The sequence below is a fragment of the Streptomyces sp. NPDC048353 genome, from assembly GCF_055587165.1.
Genome location: NZ_JBVJGU010000002.1, coordinates 624,916 through 649,636, shown reverse-complemented (window position 1 = coordinate 649,636; position 24,721 = coordinate 624,916). Strand labels below are relative to the sequence as shown.

At 72.8% G+C, this 24,721-nt stretch carries 23 protein-coding genes; 12 read left to right on the top strand and 11 right to left on the bottom strand.

Translation table 11 applies throughout. From position 1 onward, the window contains the following. Positions 1-56: 56 nt before the first annotated feature. The gene (locus ACZ6RC_RS08370) at positions 57-917 is read left to right on the top strand and encodes a helix-turn-helix domain-containing protein (RefSeq protein WP_391139527.1); all 861 of its coding nucleotides are present in this window, start codon (positions 57-59) and stop codon (positions 915-917) included. Positions 918-993: 76 nt separating this feature from the next. On the opposite strand, the gene ACZ6RC_RS08365 is transcribed toward ACZ6RC_RS08370, so the two are convergent. Continuing rightward, positions 994-2,259, bottom strand: a complete 1,266-nt coding sequence (locus ACZ6RC_RS08365) for a L,D-transpeptidase (protein ID WP_469580057.1) — start codon at positions 2,257-2,259, stop codon at positions 994-996. A 275-nt stretch (positions 2,260-2,534) separates the two neighbouring features. Next, positions 2,535-2,906, bottom strand: coding sequence for a hypothetical protein (locus ACZ6RC_RS08360; protein ID WP_453613235.1), 372 nt, complete (start codon positions 2,904-2,906; stop codon positions 2,535-2,537). Between the two features lie 109 nt (positions 2,907-3,015). Here ACZ6RC_RS08360 and ACZ6RC_RS08355 point away from each other — a divergent pair, with 109 nt between their 5' ends. Beyond that, complete coding sequence (locus ACZ6RC_RS08355) at positions 3,016-3,300, top strand: hypothetical protein (RefSeq protein ID WP_453613234.1); 285 nt, start codon at positions 3,016-3,018, stop codon at positions 3,298-3,300. Between the two features lie 87 nt (positions 3,301-3,387). Here the strand turns inward: ACZ6RC_RS08355 and hutH are convergent, their stop codons facing one another. The 5 genes from hutH to ACZ6RC_RS08330 all read right to left on the bottom strand — a co-directional run bounded on the left by hutH (position 3,388) and on the right by ACZ6RC_RS08330 (position 9,620). Beyond that, positions 3,388-4,929 carry a histidine ammonia-lyase gene (gene hutH, locus ACZ6RC_RS08350; protein WP_469580814.1) on the bottom strand — a complete coding sequence of 514 codons (1,542 nt, stop codon included), beginning with the start codon at positions 4,927-4,929 and terminating at the stop codon, positions 3,388-3,390. A gap of 151 nt (positions 4,930-5,080) precedes the next feature. Further along, a complete protein-coding gene (locus ACZ6RC_RS08345; RefSeq protein WP_453613231.1) occupies positions 5,081-6,196 on the bottom strand; it encodes a GGDEF domain-containing protein in 1,116 nt (371 codons plus the stop codon). A 93-nt stretch (positions 6,197-6,289) separates the two neighbouring features. Then, positions 6,290-7,087 carry an enoyl-CoA hydratase/isomerase family protein gene (locus ACZ6RC_RS08340; protein ID WP_391139532.1) on the bottom strand — a complete coding sequence of 266 codons (798 nt, stop codon included), beginning with the start codon at positions 7,085-7,087 and terminating at the stop codon, positions 6,290-6,292. A gap of 165 nt (positions 7,088-7,252) precedes the next feature. Beyond that, a complete protein-coding gene (locus tag ACZ6RC_RS08335) occupies positions 7,253-8,398 on the bottom strand; it encodes an adenylate/guanylate cyclase domain-containing protein (protein WP_391139533.1) in 1,146 nt (381 codons plus the stop codon). Between the two features lie 370 nt (positions 8,399-8,768). Further along, on the bottom strand, positions 8,769-9,620 hold the full coding sequence (locus ACZ6RC_RS08330; protein WP_469580055.1) for a biotin--[acetyl-CoA-carboxylase] ligase: 852 nt from the start codon (positions 9,618-9,620) through the stop codon (positions 8,769-8,771). A gap of 133 nt (positions 9,621-9,753) precedes the next feature. On the opposite strand from ACZ6RC_RS08330, the gene ACZ6RC_RS08325 reads away from it, so the two are divergent. After that, positions 9,754-11,346, top strand: a complete 1,593-nt coding sequence (locus ACZ6RC_RS08325; RefSeq protein WP_391139535.1) for an acyl-CoA carboxylase subunit beta — start codon at positions 9,754-9,756, stop codon at positions 11,344-11,346. 9 nt (positions 11,347-11,355) lie between these two features. Further along, positions 11,356-11,568 (top strand): acyl-CoA carboxylase subunit epsilon, encoded by a 213-nt coding sequence (locus ACZ6RC_RS08320; protein WP_391139536.1) that lies wholly within the window; start codon positions 11,356-11,358, stop codon positions 11,566-11,568. A 121-nt stretch (positions 11,569-11,689) separates the two neighbouring features. Here ACZ6RC_RS08320 and ACZ6RC_RS08315 read toward each other — a convergent pair whose 3' ends face one another. Continuing rightward, on the bottom strand, positions 11,690-12,946 hold the full coding sequence (locus ACZ6RC_RS08315) for an SGNH/GDSL hydrolase family protein (protein WP_469580052.1): 1,257 nt from the start codon (positions 12,944-12,946) through the stop codon (positions 11,690-11,692). Between the two features lie 76 nt (positions 12,947-13,022). Here ACZ6RC_RS08315 and ACZ6RC_RS08310 point away from each other — a divergent pair, with 76 nt between their 5' ends. The 3 genes from ACZ6RC_RS08310 to ACZ6RC_RS08300 all read left to right on the top strand — a co-directional run bounded on the left by ACZ6RC_RS08310 (position 13,023) and on the right by ACZ6RC_RS08300 (position 14,676). Next, on the top strand, positions 13,023-13,766 hold the full coding sequence (locus tag ACZ6RC_RS08310; protein WP_469580051.1) for a TetR/AcrR family transcriptional regulator: 744 nt from the start codon (positions 13,023-13,025) through the stop codon (positions 13,764-13,766). A 75-nt stretch (positions 13,767-13,841) separates the two neighbouring features. Next, positions 13,842-13,970: a morphogenic membrane protein MmpB gene (gene mmpB, locus ACZ6RC_RS08305; RefSeq protein ID WP_261992414.1), complete on the top strand. Its 129-nt coding sequence runs from the start codon at positions 13,842-13,844 to the stop codon at positions 13,968-13,970. A gap of 100 nt (positions 13,971-14,070) precedes the next feature. Continuing rightward, positions 14,071-14,676 carry a nucleoside triphosphate pyrophosphatase gene (locus ACZ6RC_RS08300; protein ID WP_391139539.1) on the top strand — a complete coding sequence of 202 codons (606 nt, stop codon included), beginning with the start codon at positions 14,071-14,073 and terminating at the stop codon, positions 14,674-14,676. Positions 14,677-14,856: 180 nt separating this feature from the next. Here ACZ6RC_RS08300 and ACZ6RC_RS08295 read toward each other — a convergent pair whose 3' ends face one another. Continuing rightward, on the bottom strand, positions 14,857-15,282 hold the full coding sequence (locus ACZ6RC_RS08295; protein WP_453613218.1) for a hypothetical protein: 426 nt from the start codon (positions 15,280-15,282) through the stop codon (positions 14,857-14,859). A 362-nt stretch (positions 15,283-15,644) separates the two neighbouring features. Between ACZ6RC_RS08295 and ACZ6RC_RS08290 the strand changes: the two genes are divergently transcribed. Together ACZ6RC_RS08290 and ACZ6RC_RS08285 are read left to right on the top strand one after the other, a co-directional pair. Further along, positions 15,645-17,399, top strand: coding sequence for an acetyl/propionyl/methylcrotonyl-CoA carboxylase subunit alpha (locus ACZ6RC_RS08290; protein WP_391139541.1), 1,755 nt, complete (start codon positions 15,645-15,647; stop codon positions 17,397-17,399). A 101-nt stretch (positions 17,400-17,500) separates the two neighbouring features. Then, a complete protein-coding gene (locus tag ACZ6RC_RS08285; protein ID WP_469580048.1) occupies positions 17,501-18,046 on the top strand; it encodes a TetR/AcrR family transcriptional regulator in 546 nt (181 codons plus the stop codon). 53 nt (positions 18,047-18,099) lie between these two features. Here ACZ6RC_RS08285 and ACZ6RC_RS08280 read toward each other — a convergent pair whose 3' ends face one another. Both ACZ6RC_RS08280 and ACZ6RC_RS08275 read right to left on the bottom strand, forming a co-directional pair. Then, positions 18,100-19,029, bottom strand: a complete 930-nt coding sequence (locus ACZ6RC_RS08280) for a DeoR/GlpR family DNA-binding transcription regulator (protein WP_391139689.1) — start codon at positions 19,027-19,029, stop codon at positions 18,100-18,102. 224 nt (positions 19,030-19,253) lie between these two features. Beyond that, complete coding sequence (locus tag ACZ6RC_RS08275) at positions 19,254-20,693, bottom strand: NAD(P)H-quinone dehydrogenase (protein ID WP_391139543.1); 1,440 nt, start codon at positions 20,691-20,693, stop codon at positions 19,254-19,256. Positions 20,694-20,862: 169 nt separating this feature from the next. Between ACZ6RC_RS08275 and ACZ6RC_RS08270 the strand changes: the two genes are divergently transcribed. From ACZ6RC_RS08270 to ACZ6RC_RS08260, 3 genes are all read left to right on the top strand, one after another. Next, positions 20,863-21,300, top strand: a complete 438-nt coding sequence (locus tag ACZ6RC_RS08270) for a gamma-glutamylcyclotransferase family protein (RefSeq protein ID WP_058941468.1) — start codon at positions 20,863-20,865, stop codon at positions 21,298-21,300. Between the two features lie 231 nt (positions 21,301-21,531). Next, positions 21,532-22,335, top strand: a complete 804-nt coding sequence (locus tag ACZ6RC_RS08265; protein WP_453613213.1) for a purine-nucleoside phosphorylase — start codon at positions 21,532-21,534, stop codon at positions 22,333-22,335. 585 nt (positions 22,336-22,920) lie between these two features. After that, the gene (locus ACZ6RC_RS08260; protein ID WP_469580046.1) at positions 22,921-24,573 is read left to right on the top strand and encodes a phospho-sugar mutase; all 1,653 of its coding nucleotides are present in this window, start codon (positions 22,921-22,923) and stop codon (positions 24,571-24,573) included. Positions 24,574-24,721 lie beyond the last annotated feature (148 nt).

Below are 24,721 nucleotides of genomic sequence, written 5' to 3'. Positions count from 1 at the left end.
GGCAGGGACAGGCTGGCCGGTCCGTCCGGGCGCGCGGCCTGGGATAATCAGGACACATGGATCTCAGTGCCGAACTCAGCGAATTCCTGCGCTCGCGCCGGGCCCGGCTGAAGCCGGAGGACGTGGGTCTGCCGGAGTTCGGGCGTCATCGGCGGGTGCCGGGGCTGCGCCGGGAGGAGCTGGCGCAGCTGGCCGGGGTGTCCGTGGCGTACTACACCCGTCTCGAGCAGGGCAACGGCCGCAATGTGTCGATGGAGGTCCTGGACGCGATCGCCCGGGCGTTGCGGCTGAGCGACACCGAGCGGGCGCATCTGACGCATCTGGCGAAGCCGACGGCGAAGAAGAAGCAGCAGCGGGCGGCGATCGTCCGGCCCCAGCAGGTGCGGCCGGGGCTGCGTCATCTGCTGGACTCGCTGGACGGTGTCCCGGCCTTCCTGGTCGGCCGGCGGCTCGACGTCCTGGCGTGGAACCGGATGGCCCGGGCGCTGCTCGGCGACTTCGCGGCGATGGAGCCGGAGGAGCGCAATCTGGCCCGGATGGTCTTCCTCGGGCCCAACTCGCGTGATCTGTACGTGGACTGGGAGTGCAAGGCGACCGAGGTGGTGAGCGTGCTGCGGCTGTACGCGGGCTGCTATCCGGAGGACCCGGCACTGCTCGCGCTGGTCGGCGAGCTGTCGGTGCGCAGTGAGGAGTTCCGCTCGCTCTGGGCGGCGCACACCGTCGCGGACAAGGGGCACGGCACGAAGCGGCTGCGGCATCCGCTGGTGGGCGAGATGACGCTGGCGTACGAGAGCCTGAAGGTGGCGGGCGGGGACCCGGACCTGGTGCTCGTGACGTACCAGGCGGAGCCGGGGACGGCGTCGGCGGACGCGCTCGCGCTGCTCGCGCAGTGGGGGGTCGAGGAGGTCGTGCGCTGAGGCCGGCCGGTACGCGTACGGCGGCCCCCTCCCGGTCGGGAGGGGGCCGCCGTTTCTCGTACGGGTGGCTCGCGGGTCAGACCGCCGAGCCGGCCTTCCACGCGGACCAGCTCATGTTCCAGCCGTTGAGGCCGTTGTCCGGGGCGATCGTCTTGTCCTTGGAGTTCTTGACGATGATGACGTCGCCGACGATCGAGTGGTCGTAGAGCCAGGCGGCCGTCTGGTTCGGGTCGCCGGCGCCCTTGACGTCGTTCAGGCCCACGCAGCCGTGGCTGGTGTTGGAGTTGCCGAAGATGGAGTCCGGGCCCCAGTAGTTGCCGTGGATGAAGGTGCCGGACGTGGAGAGCCGCATGGCGTGCGGGACGTCCTTGATGTCGTACTCGCCCTTGCCGTCGTCGTCCGTGAAGCCGACGGTGGCGCCGTTCATCCGGGTCTCCTTGAACTTCTCGGAGATCACCATCTGACCGTTGTAGGTCGGGTTCTCCGGGGAGCCGGCGGAGATCGGGATGGTCTTGACCGTCTTGCCGTCCTGCGTGACCTTCATGGTCTTCGTGGCGACGTCGACGGTGGAGACCTGGTTGCGGCCGATCTTGAAGGTGACGGTCTTCTGCTGGACGCCGAAGACGCCGTCGGCGCCCTCGACGCCGTCGAGCTGCAGTTTCAGGGTGACGGTCGAGCCCTCGGTCCAGTAGTCCTCCGGACGGAAGTCCAGGCGCTGGGAGTTGAACCAGTGCCCGACGATCTCCTGGCCGCTGCTGGAGGTCACCGTGACGCCGCTCTGGACGGCCTTCTTGTCGGTGATCGCCTTGTTGAAGTTGATCGAGACCGGCATGCCCACGCCGACGGTGGAGCCGTCCTCGGGGGTGAAGTTGCCGATGAAGCTGTTGGCCTGGGAGACGGTGGTGAAGGAGGAGTTCTCGTGCGCCTCCAGGCCGTCCGCGTCCTTCGCCGAGGCGGCGATCTTGTAGACCGTGGACCGCTTCAGCTGCTCGGTCGGGGCCCAGCTCTTGCCGTCGGCGGCGATCTCGCCCTTGACGCTCGCGCCGTCGGCCGTGGTCATCGTGACCTCGGTCAGCGTGCCGTCGACGACGGTGACCTTGGCGTCCTTGTTGATCGAGGCGTTGTCGGCGCCGTTCTTCGGCGAGATGGATATCTGGGCCTTCGACGTCTTCTGCGCCGCCGCCTCGTCGACCTGCGCCTGTGAGTTCGGCGTCGGCGAGCCGGCACTGCCCTTGTCCCCGTCGTTGCACGCCGAGAGCACCAATACGCCACCGAGCACCGCGGCCGCGGCCGCCAGGCTCTTGCGGCGGCGCTTGCCGTCCGTCATCACACGCTTCTCCATCGTCGCCGAGTCCCTGCCCACACTGCTCTGAACATCCATGACACCCCTTCCGGTTCCGGAACCGGAAGGATTGTGGGAAACACCACTGATCGACACGCTGACGCGGGCCGCCCGGTTCCCGTACACGTGAAAGCCCCGGCGGACGTCGCGCCGAGCGACGTCGCACCGGGGCTCGTGGCGGGGGGCGGCAAGCGCCGCGGTCCCCGCCAGGCCCTGCCGTCGTGTCCCCGCCAGGCTCTGTCCTCACAGACCCGCCTGGCCCGTGACGACGGGCCCTAAACCCGTTCCTCGTCGTCCGCCTCGTCGGCGTCGTCCGCTTCGTCTTCCTCGTCCTCCCCATCTTCCTCGTCGAGGTCCCACTCCTGTGCGTCGGGGTCGTAGTCGATCTCCTCGCTGCTCCAGGACGCCTGGACGAGTTCGACGCCGGGCACGGTGCTGACCAGATCGAACGGCTCGACGAGATAGGCGAGCGCCTCGGCGCTGTCGTCCTGGACGGAGGAGCGGGCGTGGACGCGCTCGTCGTCGGGCATGAACTCGTCGGTGTCGATCCGGCCGACGGCCGCCTCGGTCAGCTCCTCGGGGCCGTCGATCTCCAGGACGACCTCCACCCGAAGCCGTACGTAACGTGATGTCTCGGAAGTGCTCATACGACCGAGCGTAGGCTCCGCGAGCCCTCGGCTTTCCCGCGACCCGCTGTGTTCATTAGCATCGGCGCCACACACCAATTCGCGGTTTCCGCAAGGGGGATCGAAATCTGTGTCCGTCGCACGACGCCCGCTGCTGACCGCCACCGCCGCCGGGACACTGCTGTGCGCTCTGTGGTTCGTTCCCTCGGCGAACGCCACGAACGATGAGCTTCCCGGGGGCGCGCGGACAGCGGTGACCGAGGACGGGGGCGCGGCCGGGGAGACCGGTGGAGCGCGCCTGGCCGAGACCGGTACGCCGACCACGACGCCGTATCTGATCGGCGGGACGGGTTTCCTCGCCGTGGGCGCGGGCTTCGTGGCGCTGGCGATGAGACGCGGCGGCCGGGCTTCCTAGGCCGCCCGTACGACGACGAAGGGCCGCCCCCGGCGTGGGGGGCGGCCCTTCGTCGTCGTACGGGCGGGCGGGATTCCGCCCGGCCGGTCACGCCAGCTTGCCGGTGACCTGCTCGACGGCCGCGACGAGCTTTCCGTCCCGTACGAAGGCGTCGGCGGCCTCCAGGTCGGGGGCGAGGAAGCGGTCGGGGCCGGGGCCCTGGACGCCGGCGGCGCGCAGGGCGTCGATGGCGGCCCGGGAGGCGGGGGCCGGGGTCAGGCCGTGGCGGAGTTCGATGCCGCGGGTGGCGGCGTACAACTCGACGGCGATGATCCGGTTGAGGTTGCCGATCGCGGTGCGCAGCTTGCGGGCGGCGGACCATCCCATGGAGACGTGGTCCTCCTGCATCGCGGAGGACGGGATCGAGTCGGCGGAGGCCGGGACGGCCAGCCGCTTCATCTCGCTGACCAGGGCGGCCTGGGTGTACTGGGCGATCATGAGGCCGGAGTCGACGCCGGCGTCGTGGGCGAGGAACGGCGGCAGGCCGTGGGACCGGTTCTTGTCGAGGAGCCGGTCGGTGCGGCGCTCGGCGATGGAACCGAGGTCGGCGGCGGCGATGGCGAGGAAGTCCAGGACGTACGCGACGGGGGCGCCGTGGAAGTTGCCGTTGGAGCGGACCTGGCCGTCGGGCAGCACGACCGGGTTGTCGACGGCGGCGGCCAGCTCCCGCTCGGCGACCAGGCGGGCGTGTGCCATCGTGTCGCGTCCGGCGCCGGCGACCTGCGGGGCGCAGCGCACCGAGTACGCGTCCTGGACGCGGGGCGCCTCGTCGGCCTGGAAGTGGCCGGTGAGCCCGGAGCCCTGGAGCACGGCGAGCATGTTGGCGGCGGAGGCGCCCTGGCCGGGGTGGGGGCGGATGGCGTGCAGCTCGGGGGCGAGGACCTTCTCGGTGCCGAGGAGGGCTTCGAGGGAGAGGGCCGCGGTGATGTCGGCCGAGGTGTAGAGGGTGTCGAGGTCGGCGAGGGCCATGATCAGCATGCCGAGCATGCCGTCCGTGCCGTTGAGGAGGGCGAGGCCCTCCTTCTCGCGGAGCTCGACGGGCCGGATGCCGGCCTCGGCGAGCAGCTCGCCCGCGGGCCTGACCGTCCCGTCCGGGCCCTCCGCGTCGCCCTCGCCCATCAGCGCGAGCGCGCAGTGGGAGAGCGGGGCGAGGTCGCCGGAGCAGCCGAGGGAGCCGTACTCGTGCACGACCGGGGTGATGCCGGCGTTGAGGACGTCGGCCATCGTCTGCGCCACCTCGGGGCGGACGCCGGTGTGCCCGGAGGCGACGGTCTTCAGCCGCAGGAACATCAGCGCGCGCACCACCTCGCGCTCGACGCGCGGGCCCATGCCGGCCGCGTGGGAGCGGACGATGTTGCGCTGGAGCTGGGCGCGGAGTTCGTGGCTGATGTGCCGGGTGGCCAGCGCGCCGAAGCCGGTGGAGACGCCGTAGACCGGCTCGGGCTTGGCGGCGAGCGCGTCGACGATGGTCCGGGCGGCGGCGAGCGCCTGCACGGCTTCGGCCGACAGCTCGACGCGGGCGCCGTGGCGGGCGACGTCGATCACGTCCTGCGCGGTGGTGCCGGACGGACCAAGGACGACAGAGTGCATATCCATATTCAGCACCCTACGGACTGAATCTCAACGTGTCACTAGGCATCGAGTCACCATCCAGTGGACCGACGGACCCTTACCCGGCCGACGGGTCCGGATCAGGCGCGGAACGCCCGGGCGGGCCCGGAACCGACGGGCGTACGGCCCCTCATACCGGCGGGGCGTCGCGGAAGCGGCGGCGGTCGCGCGCTCCGGGCGGGGCGTCGGCGAGCGGGATGACCGAACCGTCGCGCCCGGCGACCACCGGCTTCGCCGAGCGCGCGGCCTTCGCCTGGTACTGCGCCGCGTCCGCCAGGCGGAAGAGGCGGCGCGCCGACTTGAGCGGGCCGATCGGGTCGCCGGTGGAGGCGACCCCGCACGCCACACCCTCACCGAGCTCCAGCTCCCCGGCCCGTACGCACAGCTCGTCCGCGACGGCCACCACCTCGTCGGCGGTCGGCCCCACCGAGAGGAGGCAGAACTCGTCGCCCCCGAGGCGGGCGGAGAGGGCGCCCGGCAGCATCGCGCCGCAGCGGGAGAGGACGGAGCCGAACCGTTCCAGCAGGCGGTCGCCGACCGCGTGGCCGTGGGTGTCGTTCACCCGCTTCAGGCCGTTCAGATCGCACACCACGAGACTGACCACGGAGCCGTCCACGCGGTACCGCTCGACGGCCTCGTCGAGCCGGGTGTCGACGGCCCGGCGATTGGCGAGCCCGGTCAGCGGGTCGGTGAAGGCGAGCTTGCGCACCTCCTCCAGACGCTCGGCCTGGGCGATCCCCGCCGCCACCACGGCGGCGACGACCGCCGCGAAGTCGGCGTCGTCCCGGTCGAAGACGGGCGCCCCGGCCCGGCGCGCCACGTACAGCTCGCCCCAGGCGCGGCCGTGGAGCACGACCGGCGCGACCACGCAGCAGCCGCGGCCGCGCCGGCGCAGCCCGGCGACCCGGCCGGTCACGACGTGGTCGTCCGCGGTCTCCACCCAGGCGTCCGGCTCGGCGCCGCCCGCCCACTGCTCGTGCAGGAACTCGGTGATCTCGGGGAACTGGTGGACGGGGTAGGTCTCGGCGTCGGGGAACTCCTCCTCCCCCAGCGCCCGGTCCCCCGCGTTCACCAGCACTTTCAGCCGACCGTGGTCGCGTTGCCAGACGGACAGTGCGGCGAAACTGCCGCCGAGCGCATCGCGGGCGCCGAGCGCCGCCGCCCGCCAGAACTCGCGCGGAGTGTGCGTCGCCGCCATCGCCTGCGCCAGCGCCACCACGGCTCGCAACCGCACATCCTCTCCCATTTCTACAGCTTAGGGAGGGTTGGCCCTTTTTCACCTGTGGAGCGTCACGGAAAGTTACATGACGGACAAAAGGGGGCGTTTCTCAGGGCTTTCTCACTCGCCGGGCCACTGCGGCTTCCGCTTCTCGTTGAACGCCGCCACGCCCTCGGCCCGGTCCCCGGAGAACGCCACCGACCGCCACGCCGCGTCCTCGACCTCCAGGCCGGCCCGCAGGTCCAGGCCCTGGCCGAGCCGCATGGCGCGCTTGGCGGCGCGCAGCCCGACCGGGGAGTTGGCCGCGATCCGCCCCGCCAGCTCCAGCGCGGCCGTCCTGGCGTCCTCCTCCAGCAGGTCGACCAGACCCAGCTCGCGGGCTTCGGCCGCCTCCACCCGGCGGGCGGTGAAGACCAGCTCGGCGGCGCGGGCCGCGCCGACCCGGCGCGGCAGCAGCTGCGTACCGCCGCCGCCGGGGATCACACCGACGGAGACCTCGGGCAGGCCGACCACGGCCGTCGCGTCCGCCACGATCACGTCGCAGGCGAGCGCCAGCTCGAAGCCGCCGCCAAGCGCGAAGCCGTGCACGGCCGCGACGGTCGGCATCGGCAGTTCGAGGACGCCCGTATAGGCGCCGCGGGCGGTGGGCCGCTGGCGGACCAGCTCGGCGTCGGTGAAGGAGTTGCGCTCCTTGAGGTCGGCGCCGACGCAGAACGCCCGGTCGTTCGACGAGGTCAGCACCGTCACCCGCACCTCGGCGTCGGCCGCGAGCGCGTCGCAGGCGGCGCCGAGGGAGCGGGCCATCTCGGAGGAGACGGCGTTCATCGCCTTGGGCCGGTCGAGGACCAGCTCGGCGACGTGCCCGTCCTTCCGGACCACGACGAACTCACCAAAGCGCTGCTCGGACTGGACCGACATGACCGCACCCTCCCGGTTAACGACTGTTCACCGGGATCCTAGGCGGGGCGACGGCCCGGCTGCCAGGCCTGTGGACGAGCACGGCCGCCGGACCGCGGAGGCGGGTGCCCGGCTGCCTGGGCCTAAGTCGGGCCCGGCTCGGCCGCCGGGCCCTCAAGGGCCGGTTCAGCTGCCAGGGACCGGGCGGCGGCTGAGGTGCCAGGGCTCCACGACGCCGAGACCGCGCACCGGCCGCTGCCACATGGGCTGGAGCGCGAAGCGGTACGCCGGCGCCTCCTCGCCCTCCTTCTCGGCGCGGGCCGCCTCCTCCGCCGCCTGGGTCTCGGAGACGGGAGCCTCGCCGGTCCTGGTCAGCTCCTCGGCGAGCGCCCCGTCCACCAGGACGGTGTCCTTCGGGGCTATCGAGGTGAGCCGGCTGGCGAGGTTCACGGTCGTGCCGAAGACGTCGCCCATCCGGGTCGTCACCGTGCCGAAGGCGATGCCCACGCGCAGGGCGGGCATCGTCTCGTCGTGGCCGAGCGTCTCGATCAGCCGCAGCGCGATCTCGGCGGCGGTCCCCGCGTCGTCCGCCGCGTACAGCACCTCGTCGCCGAGCGTCTTGATCAGCCGGCCGCCGTGCGCGGCGACCAGATCCGCGCAGGTCGTCTCGAAGGCCTCGACCAGCTCGCCGAGCTCCTCCTCCTCCAGGCGCCGGGTGAGGCGGGTGAAGCCGACGAGGTCCGCGAAGCCGACGGCCAGCCGCCGGTCGACCATCTCCTCGTCGTCACCGGCCTGGACGACCCGGCCGGTGGCAGCGGCGAGCTGGCGGCGCCAGACGTAGATCAGGAACTCCTCCAGCTCGGGCAGGAGCAGCTCGACCAGGGGGTACGTGACCTCGGTCCGGGTCATGCCGGGCTCGGGCGGCTCGGTCAGGCCCTCCAGGAAGGAGTCGATCTGCCACTCCGCCAGCCGGGCGGTGGTCTGGCCGGTGGAGCGGGCGACCTGGACGGCCATCGGCTCGCTCAGCAGCCCCGCCTCGACGAGACCGGCCAGGCGCCGCAACGCGAGGACGTCGGCCTCGGTGAGCGCCTTGGCCTGTCCGATGTCGGCGAAGCCCATCGCGCGCCAGAAGCGGGAGGCGAGCTCCATGGAGACGCCGGCGGTGCGGGCCGCCTGGAAGGGGGTGTAGCGGCGCTCGGCCCCGAGGATGAGCTGTTCGAGGCGGATGGCCAGGGGATCGTCGGTCGGCTCGGCCGTGTGGTCGACGACATGGTGGGGGGTGGGATACGTGGCCGGCTCGTCCCCGCCCGCGTTCTCGTCGTCGACGGTCACCGGCCGCCTCCTGCCCGTTCCCTGCCCACTGCCCTGCCGATCTGTCGCCTGGATCGCGCTCCACGATACGACAGGTGTGTGCCAGCTCACGCCGTAACCGTGTGCCGGGCCCCCGTCGTCACGCCACGGCGGGTGCCGGGCACCCGCCCCAGGGGGCGGGCGCTCCGGGTCCCTCACCGGGGAGGAGCCCCGGGCCGTGTCCGGTCAGTCTGGCCCGGTCCGCGGCGCGCCGCACTCCCGGCTCCGCGACGCGCCGCCTCCCGGCCCCCCGGCGGTCGGCTCCTCCGCGTGAGCGTCCGCTCCGAGCAGCGGCCGGCTCCTCCGCGAGGCGGTCGGCTCCTCCGCGCGGGGGCTACTCCTCCGCCGGGTGCTACTCCTCGGCGCGCAGGTGGACGATGTCGCCCGCCGAGACCGCCTCGGTGCCGCCGCCCTCCGTCGCCACCACCAGCCGGCCGTCGCCGTCCACGGCCACCGCCTCGCCCTCCAGCATCCGCTCGCCCGGCAGCTCGGCCCGGACGCGCCGGCCGAACGTGGCGCAGCCCGCCGCGTACGCCGCCTGCAGGCCCGAGCGCTCGGGGTCGCCGCCCGCCCGCACCCACTCCCCGTACCACTGCTCCAGGGAGCGCAGCACGGCCCGCAGCAGCGTGTCGCGGTCGGTGGAGACGGCGTTCGCGAGGAGCAGGGAGCCGGCCGCCGGGACGGGGAGTTCGTCCTCACGGAGGGTGACGTTGATGCCGAGCCCGAGGACGACCCCGTCCTCCCCGGCGCGCTCGGCGAGGATGCCGCCGGTCTTGCGTTCCTCGCCGCTGACCGAAACCAGCAGGTCGTTGGGCCACTTGAGGGACAGGTCGGCGCCGGCGGCCTTGGCGAGGCCGGTCGCGGCGGCGACGCCGGTCAGCAGCGGGAGCCAGCCCCACCGGTGGACCGGCACGTCGGGCCTGAGCAGGACGGAGACGAAGATGCCCGACCGGGCCGGCGCGACCCAGTCGCGGTCGAGGCGGCCGCGTCCCGCGGTCTGCTCCTCGGCGACCAGGACCGCCCCCTCGGGCAGGTCGCCGGCGCGGGCGGCCAGGTCGGAATTGGTGGAGCCGGTCGTGGGGACCACGTCCAGGGAGGTCCACAGGCCGTCGGGGAGCAGGAGCGCGCGGCGCAGCGCGGCGGCGTTGAGCGGGGGCCGGTCCAGGTCGGACCAGGGCCCTCCTGAGCCATGAGAGGACGTCATGCAAGGCAGCCTAGGTGTGGCAAAGACCGCAGTGCCGAACGGTATCGGCGTCGATACCCTACGGATCAGTAGCCCAGCAGTAGCCCATTGGTAGTCAACGTACCCCCGTGACCAGGCAGGGAGCCGCATCCCGATGTCCGAGTCGGTAGAGCCGCAAGAAATCGACATTCACACGACCGCGGGCAAGATCGCGGATCTGAGGCGCCGCATTGACGAGGCGACCCATGCCGGCTCCGAACGTGCCGTGGAGAAGCAGCACGCGAAGGGGAAGCTGACCGCGCGCGAGCGGATCGAGCTGCTGCTCGACGAGGGCTCGTTCGTGGAGCTGGACGAGCTGGCCCGGCACCGTTCGACCAATTTCGGTCTGGAGAAGAACCGGCCGTACGGAGACGGTGTCGTCACCGGTTACGGCACGGTCGACGGCCGTCCGGTCGCCGTCTTCTCCCAGGACTTCACGGTCTTCGGCGGCGCCCTGGGCGAGACCTTCGGGCAGAAGATCATCAAGGTGATGGACTTCGCCCTGAAGACCGGCTGCCCGGTCATCGGCATCAACGACTCCGGCGGCGCCCGCATCCAGGAGGGCGTCAGCGCGCTCGGGATGTACGGCGAGATCTTCCGCCGCAACACGCACGCCTCGGGGGTGATCCCGCAGATCTCGCTGGTCGTCGGCCCGTGCGCGGGCGGCGCGGTCTACTCCCCCGCGATCACCGACTTCACGGTGATGGTGGACCAGACCTCGCACATGTTCATCACCGGCCCGGACGTCATCAAGACGGTGACCGGCGAGGACGTCGGCTTCGAGGAGCTGGGCGGAGCCCGGACGCACAACGCCACCTCCGGCGTCGCGCACCACATGGCGGGCGACGAGAAGGACGCGATCGAGTACGTCAAGTCCCTGCTGTCGTACCTGCCGTCGAACAACCTCTCCGAGCCGCCGGCCTTCCCGGAGGTCGCCGAGCCGGACGTGACGGACGAGGACCGCGAGCTGGACGTCCTGATCCCGGACTCCGCGAACCAGCCCTACGACATGCACCGGGTCATCGAGCACGTCGTGGACGACGGCGAGTTCCTGGAGACGCAGGCGCTGTTCGCGCCGAACATCCTCACCGGCTTCGGCCGGGTGGAGGGCTTCCCGGTCGGCATCGTCGCCAACCAGCCGATGCAGTTCGCCGGCTGTCTGGACATCGACGCGTCCGAGAAGGCCGCGCGGTTCGTCCGGACCTGTGACGCCTTCAACGTCCCGGTGATCACCTTCGTGGACGTGCCGGGCTTCCTGCCGGGCGTGGACCAGGAGTACGGCGGCATCATCCGCCGGGGCGCCAAGCTGATCTACGCGTACGCCGAGGCGACGGTCCCGCTGATCACGGTCATCACCCGCAAGGCGTTCGGCGGCGCGTACGACGTCATGGGCTCCAAGCACCTGGGCGCCGACCTCAACCTGGCCTGGCCGACCGCGCAGATCGCGGTGATGGGCGCGCAGGGCGCGGTCAACATCCTGCACCGCCGGACGATCGCGGCGGCCGAGGACCAGGAGGCCGAGCGGGCGCGGCTGATCCAGGAGTACGAGGACACGCTGCTCAACCCGTACACGGCGGCCGAGCGCGGGTACATCGACGGTGTGGTCATGCCGTCGGACACCCGTCTGCAGATCGTCAAGGGTCTGCGTCAGCTGCGGACGAAGCGGGAATCCCTGCCTCCGAAGAAGCACGGCAACATCCCCCTGTAAGGAGCCGTTGTGATCAAGGTCGTTCGAGGCAATCCGACCCCGGAGGAGCTGGCCGCCGCACTGGCGGTGGTCCAGGCCCGGGCCGCGGCGACGGCGGCGGCGTCCGCCGCCGAGGGCGGCCCGGGGGTTCCCGAGGGCTGGTCCGACCCGTCGCGGATCGCCCGCGGGGTACGGCACCGGCCGGGGCCGCGCTCGTGGGCGCGCTCCTACTGGCCCGTCTGACGCCTGCGCGCACGGAAGGCCGGACCTCTTGTGCGGGAGGTCCGGCCTTCGCGCGTCCCGGGGCCGGCCGGCAGCGCCGTACGGAAGAGCTTCGCGCGTCCCCCGGTCCGGCCGGGCGCGGTCAGACGAGGGGGGCGACCGCCTCGGCCATGAGGCGGTAGCCGGCGTCGTTCGGGTGCAGCCGGTCCTCGTACGCGTAGGCGGGGTGCAGCGCCCGGGGGTCGGCCGGGTCGGCGAGGAGCCGGGCGAAGTCGACGACCGCGTCGAACTCCCCGGACGTACGGATCCAGTGGTCGACCTCGGCGGCGGTCCGCTCGGCCGTCGGGCCCCAGTGGCTGCTGCCCTTGAAGGGCGGCAGCGTCGCGCCGACGATCCGCACGCCCCGGTCGTGGGCCGCGTCGATCAGCGTCCGGTACCCGGCGATGAGTTCGGCGGAGGTGACGACCGGCGAGGGCTTGTAGGTGGGCGAGGGGTCGGCCTTGAGCGCGGCCTCGCTGAAGCCGATGTCGTTGACCCCCTGGAGCAGGACGACGGTGGAGACGCCGGGCTGGTCGAGGGCGTCGCGGCGGAAGCGGGCGGTGGCCCGTTCGCCGTACCAGGCGGAGTCGTTGAGGACGAGGTTGCCGCCGATGCCGGAGTTCACCACGGGCCGGTCGAGGCGCTCGGCGAGCGCGTCGGAGTAGCGGCGGTCGGCGTGGGGGGTGGAGCCGAAGCCGTCCGTGAGGGAGTCGCCGAAGAGGACCACCGCGCCGGAGCGGGGCGGGGTCCCGCCGCTCACGTCCACCCCGCTGAGGTAGTACCAGGACGAGGTGCGGGCGGTGAACGCCCGGCCGCTCACATCGGCGCGGTGGTCGCCCTCGGCCCGGTAGCTGTCGGCCCAGGCCTGGGAGTGGAAGGTCGCGGGGCCGGTCGTCCCGGCGAAGTGGAGCGTGACGGTGACGGAGTCCAGCCGCCGCACCGGGAGGGCGGCGGGGTCGCTGCGCAGTTCGCCGCGGGCGGGGACGGTCACGGAGCGTCTGCCGCCGAAGGTGAGGTGGCGGACCGAGCCGGGTACGACCGCGGCGACCCGGCCGGGGCCGGTGTCCGTACGGGCGAGGGTGGCGCCGGTGACGACGAGCGGCGAGGTGCCGTACGCGTGGGAGAGCCGGATCCGGAGGTGGTCGCCGTCCTCGGTGACGCGGACGACCTGACGGACGGTCTGGCGCGAGAACCCCTCTTGCGACCAGTTCGGGGTGAAGCCGGTGGCGGGCGCCTGCGGGGCGGCGCCCCAGGCGGCCTGCCAGCCGGGCCCGTGGGCGGGGCGGGCGCCGGCCGGGGGGCCGGAGAGGAGGGTGAGGCCGAGGGCGGCGACGAGCAGCGGCGGGAGGAACTTCTTCATGACACGACCCTTCCGAGGGCTAACGGGAACCGAGTTCCATTAAGATGGAAGGACGGTAGCAGAGTCGGAGGCGTTAATGGAACAGCAGACCCATTTGGATGGAGCCGATGGCCCGGAGGGCGGCGGTCGCCAGGACGGCCCGGAGGCCGGGAACGGAGCCGGGAACGGACCCGAAGGCGGAGAGAGGGCCGGGACAGGAGCCGGGACGCCGGCCGCGGAGGGCACGCCCGGCACGGTCCGGCCCGGCGGCCGTACCGCCAAGGTCCGCGCGGCGGTCCTGGCCGCGACCGAGGACGCCCTCGCCGGCGCCGGCTTCCACGCGCTGAACATGGACCACGTCGCCGCCGCCGCGGGGGTCGGCAAGACGACCGTCTACCGCCGCTGGGGCTCCCCCGTCGGCCTCGTGACCGACCTCCTGCGGGACATGGCGGACCGCTCCCTGCCCGCCTCCGACACCGGGAGCCTCGCCGGCGACCTGCGGGCCAACGCCACGCTCGTACGCCACACCCTCACCGACCCGCGGATGGGCGCGGTCTTCCGCGCGGTCATCGCCGCCGCGGCCTGCGACGAGGAGTGCGCCGCCGCGCTGAACGGCTTCTACCGCGCCCGCCTGGAGGAATGGGCCCCGGTCGTCGAGCGGGCCGCCGCCCGCGGCGAGGTCCCGGCGGGGACCGACGGCCTCGAACTGCTCCGGGCCGTCTCGGCCCCGCTCTACTACCGCTTCATGATCACCCGCGAGCCGCTGGGGGCCGACGACGCCGAGCGAGCGGTCACGGCGGCCCTCACGGCGGCCGGTGCTGGCGTCTTCACCCGGGGGTGAGTAGTCCATCGGGACCGGGGGTCTTGAGTACGGGTACTCAGGCGCACCGGCCGCCGCCGGCCGCAGGATCGGGACATGCTCTGGTCCGACCCGAAGAACGAGCCCCCCAAGGAGATGCGCGACATGCAGGCGATGCTGCGGCGCGCGTCCATCCTGCTGGCTCTGGCGATGCTGGTGGCGATGCTCGCGGCGGGCCTGCACTGACGCCGTCACCCACGCCCGGGGAGCCGAAGGCCCCCGCCCGCGCCGGGCGCGCGGGCCGGCGCGCCCCCGGCCGGTGCCGCGGACTGGCTACGCTTCCCCCATGACTGCTGATCGCCGCCGTGTCGTGCTCGCCTCCGCCTCCCCCGCCCGGCTCGGACTGCTGCGGCAGGCCGGACTCGCCCCCGAGGTCATCGTGAGCGGCGTCGACGAGGACAAGACGCACGCCCCGACCCCGGCCGAACTCGCCCTCGCCCTCGCCGAGGCGAAGGCCGCCCACGTGGCCGCCCGCCCCGAGGCGTTCGGCGCGCTCGTCATCGGCTGCGACTCCGTCCTGGAACTCGACGGCCGCGCCCTGGGCAAGCCGGCCGACGCCGAGGAGGCCACGGCCCGCTGGAAGGCCATGCGGGGCCGGGTCGGCATCCTCCAGACGGGCCACTGCGTCTACGACACGGCCGCCAAGCGGTACGAATCGGCGACCGCCTCCACCGTGGTCCGCTTCGGCGAGCCCACGGACGACGAGATCGCCGCCTACGTGGCGAGCGGCGAACCCCTCCACGTGGCGGGCGCGTTCACCCTGGACGGCCGCTCGGCGCCGTTCATCGAGGGCATCGACGGCGACCCGGGCAACGTGATCGGACTGTCCCTGCCGCTGCTGCGCACGCTGCTCGGCAAGCTCGGGGTCCCGATCACCGACCTGTGGACCTGAGCGCCCGCCAGGTCCCTAGGGGGTGTCTGACAATTCCCCGTGGAAGAAGGAGCGGTGTCCGGCGCGTGCGATTCGCAAGGCGCCGGAGAGCCCTCGTAGCGGAGCTACTAGGGCTTTTCGGCAACGCGGCGAGCGTGCGTGCCGGACACCGCGACGCCGCGGGGAATTGTCAGACACCCCCTAGGCGGTCGCCGGAGCCCCTTCGGGGGCTCCCTCGGTCTTCCCGTACGCCACGAGCGTCAGGACGACGAGACCGAGCACCACGGACAGGAACGCGAAGGCGCCCCAGCCGATCAGACCGACCGTCACCGCGGCGAGGATGCCGTGGATCACCGCGCAGCCGATGAGGAGGGCGCGGCCCGCCCGGCCCGGACGCCGGTCGCGGATGCCCGCCAGGGCGGCCACCAGGGCGCACAGGGCCAGCAGGACGCCCGAGACGATGCCGAGCGCCCAGGTGCCCGTCACCATCGCGTCCGGGTCGAGCCCGTCGAGTGACATCGACTGGATCTCCACGAACCGCGCCATCACGGCGTTGAGGACGACGATGCCCGGCGCCTCCAGGAGGAGCACCGCCGCCGTCACGAGTGCTATCGGTCTTCGGGCCACGCGGGCCACCCCCTGAGTACGGCTGTTACCTGCAGTACGGACGACAGCGCGAAGGCTACTGACTGGTAAACCTTCGGACAAGGGTCCGCGCAGCCGGAGCCGACCGCAAAGAATCATTGGGCCATTCGTAGGGACTCCACAAAGAAACCCGCTCGGCGACTGGCCGCTGGAACAGAGACCTGCGCCACACCTCGGAGCTACTGTGCCGTAAAGGAACCCTGCGTACCGTGGTGCGACAAGGGATTTCACGACCCGAGCGGGCCTCGTATCACGCTCCGTGTGGGCAAGCTCACCACTGGGGACGGGTCGAAAGGCCGTGTCGGCAGTCCCTAAACTCAGCTTGTTTCAAGGAGGGAGCCATCGTGCGCAAGGTGCTCATCGCCAACCGTGGCGAAATCGCTGTCCGCGTCGCCAGGGCGTGCCGGGATGCCGGGATCGCGAGCGTAGCCGTCTACGCCGACCCGGACCGGGACGCTCTGCACGTCCGCGCGGCCGACGAGGCGTTCGCTCTGGGCGGTGACACCCCGGCCGCCAGCTATCTGGACATGGCCAAGGTGCTGCAGGCGGCCAAGGACGCGGAGGCGGACGCGATCCACCCCGGGTACGGCTTCCTCTCCGAGAACGCCGAGTTCGCCCAGGCCGTGCTCGACGCGGGTCTGACCTGGATCGGCCCGCCGCCGCAGGCCATCCGCGACCTCGGTGACAAGGTGGCCGCCCGTCACATCGCCCAGCGCGCCGGTGCGCCGCTGGTCGCGGGCACGCCGGACCCGGTGTCCGGCGCGGACGAGGTCGTCGCCTTCGCCGAGGAGCACGGGCTGCCGATCGCGATCAAGGCCGCCTTCGGCGGTGGCGGGCGCGGCCTGAAGGTCGCCCGCACCCTGGAGGAAGTCCCGGAGCTGTACGACTCCGCCGTCCGCGAGGCCGTGGCCGCCTTCGGTCGCGGCGAGTGTTTCGTCGAGCGCTACCTCGACAAGCCGCGTCACGTCGAGACGCAGTGCCTGGCGGACACGCACGGCAACGTCGTCGTGGTCTCGACCCGTGACTGTTCCCTCCAGCGCCGCCACCAGAAGCTCGTCGAGGAGGCGCCCGCGCCGTTCCTGACGGAGCAGCAGAACGCGGAGCTGTACGCGGCGTCGAAGGCGATCCTGAAGGAGGCCGGCTACGTCGGCGCCGGCACGGTCGAGTTCCTCGTCGGCACCGACGGCACGATCTCCTTCCTGGAGGTCAACACCCGTCTCCAGGTCGAGCACCCGGTGACCGAGGAGGTCACCGGCATCGACCTGGTGCGGGAGATGTTCCGCATCGCCGACGGCGAGGTCCTCGGCTACGACGACCCGCCGGTGCGCGGTCACTCCTTCGAGTTCCGTATCAACGGCGAGGACCCGGGCCGCAACTTCCTGCCGGCGCCCGGCACCGTCACCGTCTTCAACCCGCCCACCGGTCCCGGTGTCCGGCTGGACGCCGGTGTGGAGTCCGGTTCGGTGATCGGCCCGGCCTGGGACTCGCTGCTGGCGAAGCTGGTCGTGACCGGCGCCACCCGTGAGCAGGCTCTGCAGCGCGCCGCCCGCGCGCTGTCGGAGTTCACGGTGGAGGGCATGGCCACGGCCATCCCGTTCCACCAGGCCGTCGTGGTCGACCCGGCGTTCACCAGCGATCCGTTCCGCATCCACACCCGGTGGATCGAGACGGAGTTCGTCAACGAGATCAAGCCGTTCGCCCCGGCCGGTGCCGAGGCGGAGGAGGACGAGTCCGGTCGCGAGACGATCGTCGTCGAGGTCGGCGGCAAGCGCCTGGAGGTCTCGCTGCCGGTGTCACTGGGCATGAGCCTGGCCCGCACCGGTCTGGCCGCGGGTGCCAAGCCGAAGCGCCGCGCCGCGAAGAAGTCGGGCCCGTCCGCTTCCGGTGACACCCTGGCCTCGCCGATGCAGGGCACCATCGTGAAGGTGGCGGTGGAGGAGGGCCAGGAGGTCAAGGAGGGCGATCTGATCGTCGTCCTGGAGGCCATGAAGATGGAGCAGCCCCTCAACGCCCACCGTTCGGGCACGGTGAAGGGCCTGGCGGCGGAGGTCGGCGCCTCGGTCACGTCGGGCGCCCCGATCTGCGAGATCAAGGACTGATCCGGGCACACCGGTACCGTACGAAGGGCCCGCAGGCGCACTCCGCCTGCGGGCCCTTCGTCGACGGGGCCGGGTCGACCGCAACGGGGGTGGGGAGACGGATGCGTGCCGACGCGCGCCGCAATCACGAGCGGCTGCTCGCCGAGGCCCGTGCCGCGTTCGCGGTGCACGGTACGGATGCCTCGCTGGAGGACGTCGCCCGCCGGGCGGGGGTCGGCATCGGCACGCTGTACCGGCATTTCCCGAGCCGGGACGCGCTGGTGAACGCGGTCTTCCAGGAGGCGCTGGGGGCGCTGCTCCAGCGCTCCCGTGACCTGGCGGAGGCGGCGGATCCGTGCGGGGCGCTCACCGAGTGGCTGCGCGCCCTGATCACCCATGCGGGTGAGTACCGCGGGCTCGCGCGGGCGCTCATGTCGGCTTCGTACGACGAGAGTTCGGCGCTCGCGCCGTGCAGTGTCCCGCTGCGGGCGGCGGGCGAGCGGCTGCTCGACCGGGCCGTGCGGGCGGGTGCGGTCCGCGCGGACGTGTCGATCGGCGATCTGATGCAGCTCACCAAGGCGATCGCCCTGGCCGCCGAACAGTCGCCGGACGACCGGGGCCTGGCGGACCGGCTGCTCGCCCTGACGCTGCGGGGCCTCGCGAGGTGACGGGGCGCCGCCGCGCCCTCGGCGGGCGGGGCGGTTCGCGGCGGCAGGGAGGGTCAGCGGCGGCGCATGTCCGCGACGCGGGCGGTCCTCTCCTGCGCGAGCGGCTCGGCGGCCATCGCGGCGGCGCCGCGGAACTGTCCGGCCGGATACCGCCCCCGCTGACCGGGCAGCGGTACGTCACGTCGGGGGCGGCCGCCGCCCGGGGGGACCTGGTCACCTCCCGCGCCCGGAGCCGCGCCCGTGCCCGCCACCGCGATCTGGACGCCCTGGTCGGCCAGCGCCTGGAGCTCCGTCGCCGCCCGGTCGTCGTGCGGCGGGGGCTCGTCGGTGACCAGGCGGGTGATCACGTCCGTGGGCACCGTCTGGAACATCGTGTCGGTGCCGAGCTTGGTGTGGTCGGCGAGGACCACGACCTCCGCGGCCGCCTGCACGAGGGCCCGGTCCACGCTCGCCGAGAGCATGTTGGAGGTGGACAGGCCGCGCTCGGCGGTCAGTCCGCTCCCGGACAGGAAGGCGCGGGAGACCCGGAGCCCCTGCAGGGACTGCTCGGCCCCGCTGCCCACCAGGGCATAGTTCGACCCGCGCAGCGTGCCGCCGGTCATGACGACCTCGACCCGGTTGGCGTGGGCGAGAGCCTGGGCGACGAGCAGGGAGTTGGTGACCACGGTCAGACCGGGCACGCGGGCGAGCCGGCGGGCCAGCTCCTGCGTGGTCGTCCCGGCGCCGACGACGATGGCCTCGCCCTCTTCGACGAGGCTCGCGGCGACGTCGGCGATGGCCGTCTTCTCCGCGGTCGCGAGATGGGACTTTTGCGGGAAGCCGGACTCTCGCGTGAACCCGCCCGGCAGTACCGCACCGCCGTGCCGGCGGTCGAGGAGTCCTTCTGCCTCCAGTGCCCGCACGTCTCGCCGTACGGTCACTTCTGAGGTCTGGACGACGCGGGCGAGCTCACGGAGCGACACGGCACCGTTGGCGCGCACCATTTCGAGGATCAACTGACGACGTTCTGCAGCGAACACGAAACTGACAGTAACCTGAGCGGCCGATACTTTTCAGCAGTATGCGCCGAATTGCAGAAGATGCGCACAGACGGGGCTCCCAACTGATATGGGAAGCCCCGTCGTCGATCCCCTCATGCGCGCGGTGGCCCCGATTTCGCCGGGGCTCGCCGGGGGGCGCCGCGCGCTCCCCCGGCCCGCCGGGCGGACTACGCCTCGCCCGTCGCCTTTCGGGTGTGCAACTGCCGTGCCACTTCCGCGATCGAGCCCGACAGGGACGGGTACACGGTGAAGGCGTTCGCGATCTGCTCGACGGTCAGATTGTTGTCGACCGCGATCGAGATCGGATGGATCAGCTCGCTCGCCTTCGGGGCGACGACACAGCCGCCCACCACGATCCCCGTGCCGGGACGGCAGAAGATCTTGACGAAACCGTCCCGGATGCCCTGCATCTTCGCGCGGGGGTTACGCAGCAGCGGCAGCTTGACGACCCGGGCGTCGATCTTGCCCGCGTCCACGTCCGCCTGGGTGTAGCCGACGGTGGCGATCTCCGGGTCGGTGAAGACGTTGGAGGAGACCGTCTTCAGGTTCAGCGGCGCCACCGCGTCCCCGAGGAAGTGGTACATCGCGATCCGGCCCTGCATGGCCGCCACCGAGGCGAGCGCGAAGACGCCCGTCACGTCACCGGCGGCGTACACGCCCGGGGCGGAGGTACGGGAGACCTTGTCGGTCCAGATGTGGCCGGAGTCCTTCAGCCGGACCCCGGCCTCCTCCAGACCCATTCCGGCCGAGTTCGGGATGGCGCCGACCGCCATCAGGCAGTGGGTGCCGGAGATGACCCGGCCGTCGGCCAGGGTGACCTCGACCCGGTCGCCGACCCGCTTGACGGACTCGGCGCGCGAGCGGGCCATGACGTTCATGCCCCGGCGGCGGAAGACGTCCTCCAGGACGGCGGCGGCGTCCGGGTCCTCGCCGGGCAGCACGCGGTCACGGGAGGAGACGAGGGTGACCCGGGAGCCGAGGGCCTGGTAGGCGCCGGCGAACTCGGCGCCGGTGACACCGGAGCCGACCACGATGAGCTCCTCGGGGAGCTCCTTGAGGTCGTAGACCTGGGTCCAGTTCAGGATCCGCTCGCCGTCCGGCTGGGCGTCGGGCAGCTCGCGCGGGTGCCCGCCGGTCGCGATCAGCACGGCGTCGGCGGTGAGCGCCTCCTCCTTGCCGTCGGCGACGGTGACGATCACCTGGCGGGAGCCGTCCACGGCCTGCTGCCCCGACAGCCGGCCACGGCCGCGCAGCACCCGCGCGCCGGCCCGGGTGACGGAGGCGGTGATGTCGTGGGACTGGGCGAGCGCGAGGCGCTTCACCCGGCGGTTGACCTTCCCGAGATCGACACCGACGACGCGGGCGGCCTGCTCCACGTGCGGGGTGTCGTCGGCCACGATGATGCCCAGCTCCTCGTACGAGGAGTCGAAGGTCGTCATCACCTCGGCCGTCGCGATGAGGGTCTTCGAGGGGACACAGTCGGTCAGGACGGACGCGCCGCCGAGGCCGTCGCAGTCGACGACGGTCACCTCCGCGCCGAGTTGGGCGCCCACCAGGGCCGCCTCGTATCCGCCGGGTCCGCCACCGATGATCACGATCCGGGTCACGTGGGTTACGCCTCGCGCTCTCGTTCTGCCGGGGGGTGACCCCGTGGGGCTGCGTGCAGTGCGTACCCCATTGTCCCGCACGCTTCAAGGGTGCTCTCGTCGGGGCCTCCATACGGCCCCCACCACGGGCTTCCGCGATCACGCCTCCCCCTCCCGTACCCTCGGACCCATGTCGCTCTACGCCGCGTACGCCGGCAACCTCGACGCGCGGCTCATGACCCGCCGCGCCCCGCACTCCCCGCTGCGCGGCACCGGCTGGCTCAACGGCTGGCGGCTCACCTTCGGCGGCGAGCAGATGGGGTGGGAGGGGGCGCTGGCCACCATCGTGGAGGCGCCGCGCTCGCAGGTCTTCGTGGCGCTGTACGACATCGCGCCGATGGACGAGGACTCGATGGACCGCTGGGAAGGCGTGGGGCTCGACATCTACCGCCGGATGCGGCTGCGGGTGCACACCCTGGACGGCGAGGAACCCGCCTGGGTGTACGTCCTCAACGGTTACGAGGGCGGCCTGCCGTCCGCGCGCTACCTCGGCGAGATCGCCGACGCGGCGGAGTCGGCGGGCGCGCCGCACGACTACGTGATGGAGCTGCGGAAGCGGCCCTGCTAGGTCGTCCTCCTCGCCTCGGCGGAGGAGGCCCGACCTGTCGGCCGGAAGCCGGTTCGGCGGAAGCGGGGCGCCGTGCGGCGGCGCCGTTCGTCGGAAACGACAAGACAACGATCGCATGTCCGTCAGCATCGTCATCTACGCGCGTAGGCAATCTCGGGCTACGCTTCTGCGCGTAGGAAATCCGTCCGGGGCGCTCCCCTCGGACATCCCCTCCCCGAGGCGAGAGAGTCAGTGAACGCAACTGCCACCCCGTACGAGGCCGCCGAGGCCGCTGCCACGCGCCTTCGCGAGCTCACCGGCACCGAGAACCACGACGTCGCCCTGGTGATGGGTTCCGGCTGGGCGCCGGCCGTCGACGCGCTCGGCGCCCCGCAGGCCGAGTTCCCGGTCACCGAGCTGCCCGGCTTCCCGCCGCCGGCCGTCGAGGGCCACGGCGGCACGGTCCGCTCGTACAAGATCGGCGAGAAGCGGGTGCTGGTCTTCCTGGGCCGCACGCACTTCTACGAGGGCCGGGGCGTCGCCTCCGTCGCCCACGGCGTGCGCACCGCCGTCGCCGCCGGCTGCAAGACCGTCGTGCTGACCAACGGCTGCGGTGGTCTGCGCGAGGGCATGCGCCCCGGCCAGCCGGTCCTGATCAGCGACCACATCAACCTGACGGCCGCCTCCCCGATCGTCGGCGCGAACTTCGTGGACCTCACGGACCTGTACTCGCCGCGGCTGCGCGCACTGTGCCAGGAGATCGACGCGACCCTGGAAGAGGGCGTGTACGTCCAGTTCCCCGGGCCGCACTACGAGACCCCGGCCGAGATCAACATGGTCCGCGTCATGGGCGGCGACCTCGTCGGCATGTCCACCGTCCTGGAGGCGATCGCGGCCCGCGAGGCCGGCGCCGAGGTCCTGGGCATCTCCCTGGTGACCAACCTGGCGGCGGGGCTCTCGGGCGAGCCGCTGAACCACGAGGAGGTCCTCCAGGCGGGCCGCGACTCGGCCGCGCGCATGGGCGAACTGCTCACCCGCGTACTCGACCGCATCTGACGTCCGACCGGCCCGGCCTTCCGGCGGACCGCTCGTACTCCGGGGCCGCTACCGGATCGGCAGCTGTCCGACGCCGAGACCGGGTCGCGACCCGGCCGGCTCGACGTCTGCCGGTCCCGAGGCCCGCACCCAGCCCTCCCCGCGCCCGGCGTGCCCCGGACGCCAGGGCCCCTGCGGGGCGCGGGGCGTGCGCCCAGGGCGCCAGTGGCCGGTCGGGCTGCCAGGCGTGGAGGCCTGCGGCATTCCCAGCGCGCGCGGCTCCGGCGCCCGACGGGCACCGAGGCCCGGCCTCGGTGCCCGTCGGCCCGGGTCCGTAAGGCTTCGTGGCTCGGAGCGCTCGTCGCGCCACGGCCCGGCGTCCGGGAGGCCGCCTCCCGGCCCGTACGCCCGGCGCGGCACGGGGGCGGCTCGTGGCCCCGGTCGGGTTCGACGACCGCGGCCCGGCACCCGGTACCGGCACCCTCAGGGCGGCATCCGCAGGAGCCGCGCCGCCTCCCCGGCCTCCTCCCCCGTTCGGGAAGGGGCGGGGCGGGGAAGAGAACCCGCCCGCGCCCTCCCGTCCGTACCCTCCGAAAGGCACACACCGTGACGCAGGACGACCTCCTCGCCCGGGCCCAGGCCTGGCTCGCCGAGGACCCCGACAACGAGACCCGCGACGAGCTGGCCCGGCTCCTCGCCGACGGCGAGACCGACGAGCTCGCCGTCCGGTTCGCCGGCACGCTGCAGTTCGGCACCGCCGGCCTCCGCGGGGAGCTGGGCGCCGGACCCATGCGGATGAACCGCTCGGTCGTGATCCGCGCGGCCGCCGGACTCGCCGCGTACCTCAAGGCCAAGGGCCAGGAGGGCGGCCTCGTCGTCATCGGCTACGACGCCCGCTACAAGTCCGCCGACTTCGCCCGCGACACCGCCGCCGTGATGACCGGCGCCGGCCTGCGCGCCGCCCTGCTCCCGCGCCCGCTGCCGACGCCCGTCCTCGCGTTCGCCATAAGGCACCTGGGCGCCGTCGCCGGTGTCGAGGTGACCGCGAGCCACAACCCGCCGCGCGACAACGGCTACAAGGTCTACCTCGGCGACGGCTCGCAGATCGTGCCGCCCGCCGACGCGGAGATCGCCGCCGAGATCGCCGCCGTGCGCTCGCTCGCCGACGTGCCCCGCCCGGAGTCCGGCTGGGAGACCCTCGGCGACGAGGTCCTGGAGGCCTACCTGGCGCGCACGGAGGCCGTCCTGACCCCTGGGTCGCCCAGGACCGTGCGGACCGTCTACACCGCCATGCACGGCGTCGGCAAGGACGTCCTGACCGCCGCCTTCGCGCGCGCCGGGTTCCCGCCGCCGGCGCTCGTCGCCGAGCAGGCCGAGCCGGACCCGGCGTTCCCGACGGTCGCCTTCCCCAACCCGGAGGAGCCGGGCGCGATGGACCTCGCGTTCGAGGCGGCCCGCGCCGTGGACCCCGACATCGTGATCGCCAACGACCCCGACGCCGACCGCTGCGCGGTGGCGGTGCCGGACGCCGGTGCCGAGGGCGGCTGGCGGATGCTGCGCGGCGACGAGGTGGGCTCGCTGCTCGCCGCGCACCTCGTCCGCAAGGGCGCGCGGGGCGTCTTCGCCGAGTCGATCGTGTCGTCCTCGCTGCTCGGCCGCATCGCCGAGGCCGCCGGGGTCGGTTACGAGGAGACCCTGACCGGGTTCAAGTGGATCGCCCGCGTCGACGGCCTGCGGTACGGCTACGAGGAGGCGCTGGGGTACTGCGTCGACCCCGAGGGCGTCCGCGACAAGGACGGCATCACCGCCGCGCTGATGGTCGCCGAGCTGGCCTCGGAGCTGAAGGAGAAGGACCGGACGCTGACCGACCTCCTGGACGACCTGGCGGTGGCGCACGGCCTGCACGCCACGGACCAGCTGTCGGTACGGGTCGAGGACCTGAGCGTCATCGCCGACGCCATGAGCGCGCTGCGCGAGCGGCCGCCGGTCTCGCTGGCCGGCCTGACCGTGACCCGGGCGGAGGACCTGACGAAGGGCACGGAGTCGCTGCCCCCGACGGACGGTCTGCGCTACTACCTGGACGGCGAGCACAAGGCCCGGGTGATCGTCCGCCCCAGCGGCACCGAGCCCAAGCTCAAGTGCTACCTGGAGGTCGTGGTCCCGGTCGGCGGCGCAGGCGAACTGGCCGCGGCCCGCGCGAAGGGCGCCGAGGTCCTCGCAGCGATCAAGCGGGACCTGGCGATCGCCGCCGGCCTCTGAGCACCCGCCGGTCCCAGGCGCCGGCCTCCGAGCACCCGCCCGGCCCAGGCGCCCGCCCGGTCGGCGGTGCTGCGACGACACGCCCGAGGGGCCCGTACGGAATCGCTTCCGTACGGGCCCCTCGCCGTTTTCCCCCCGCGCCCCCGGT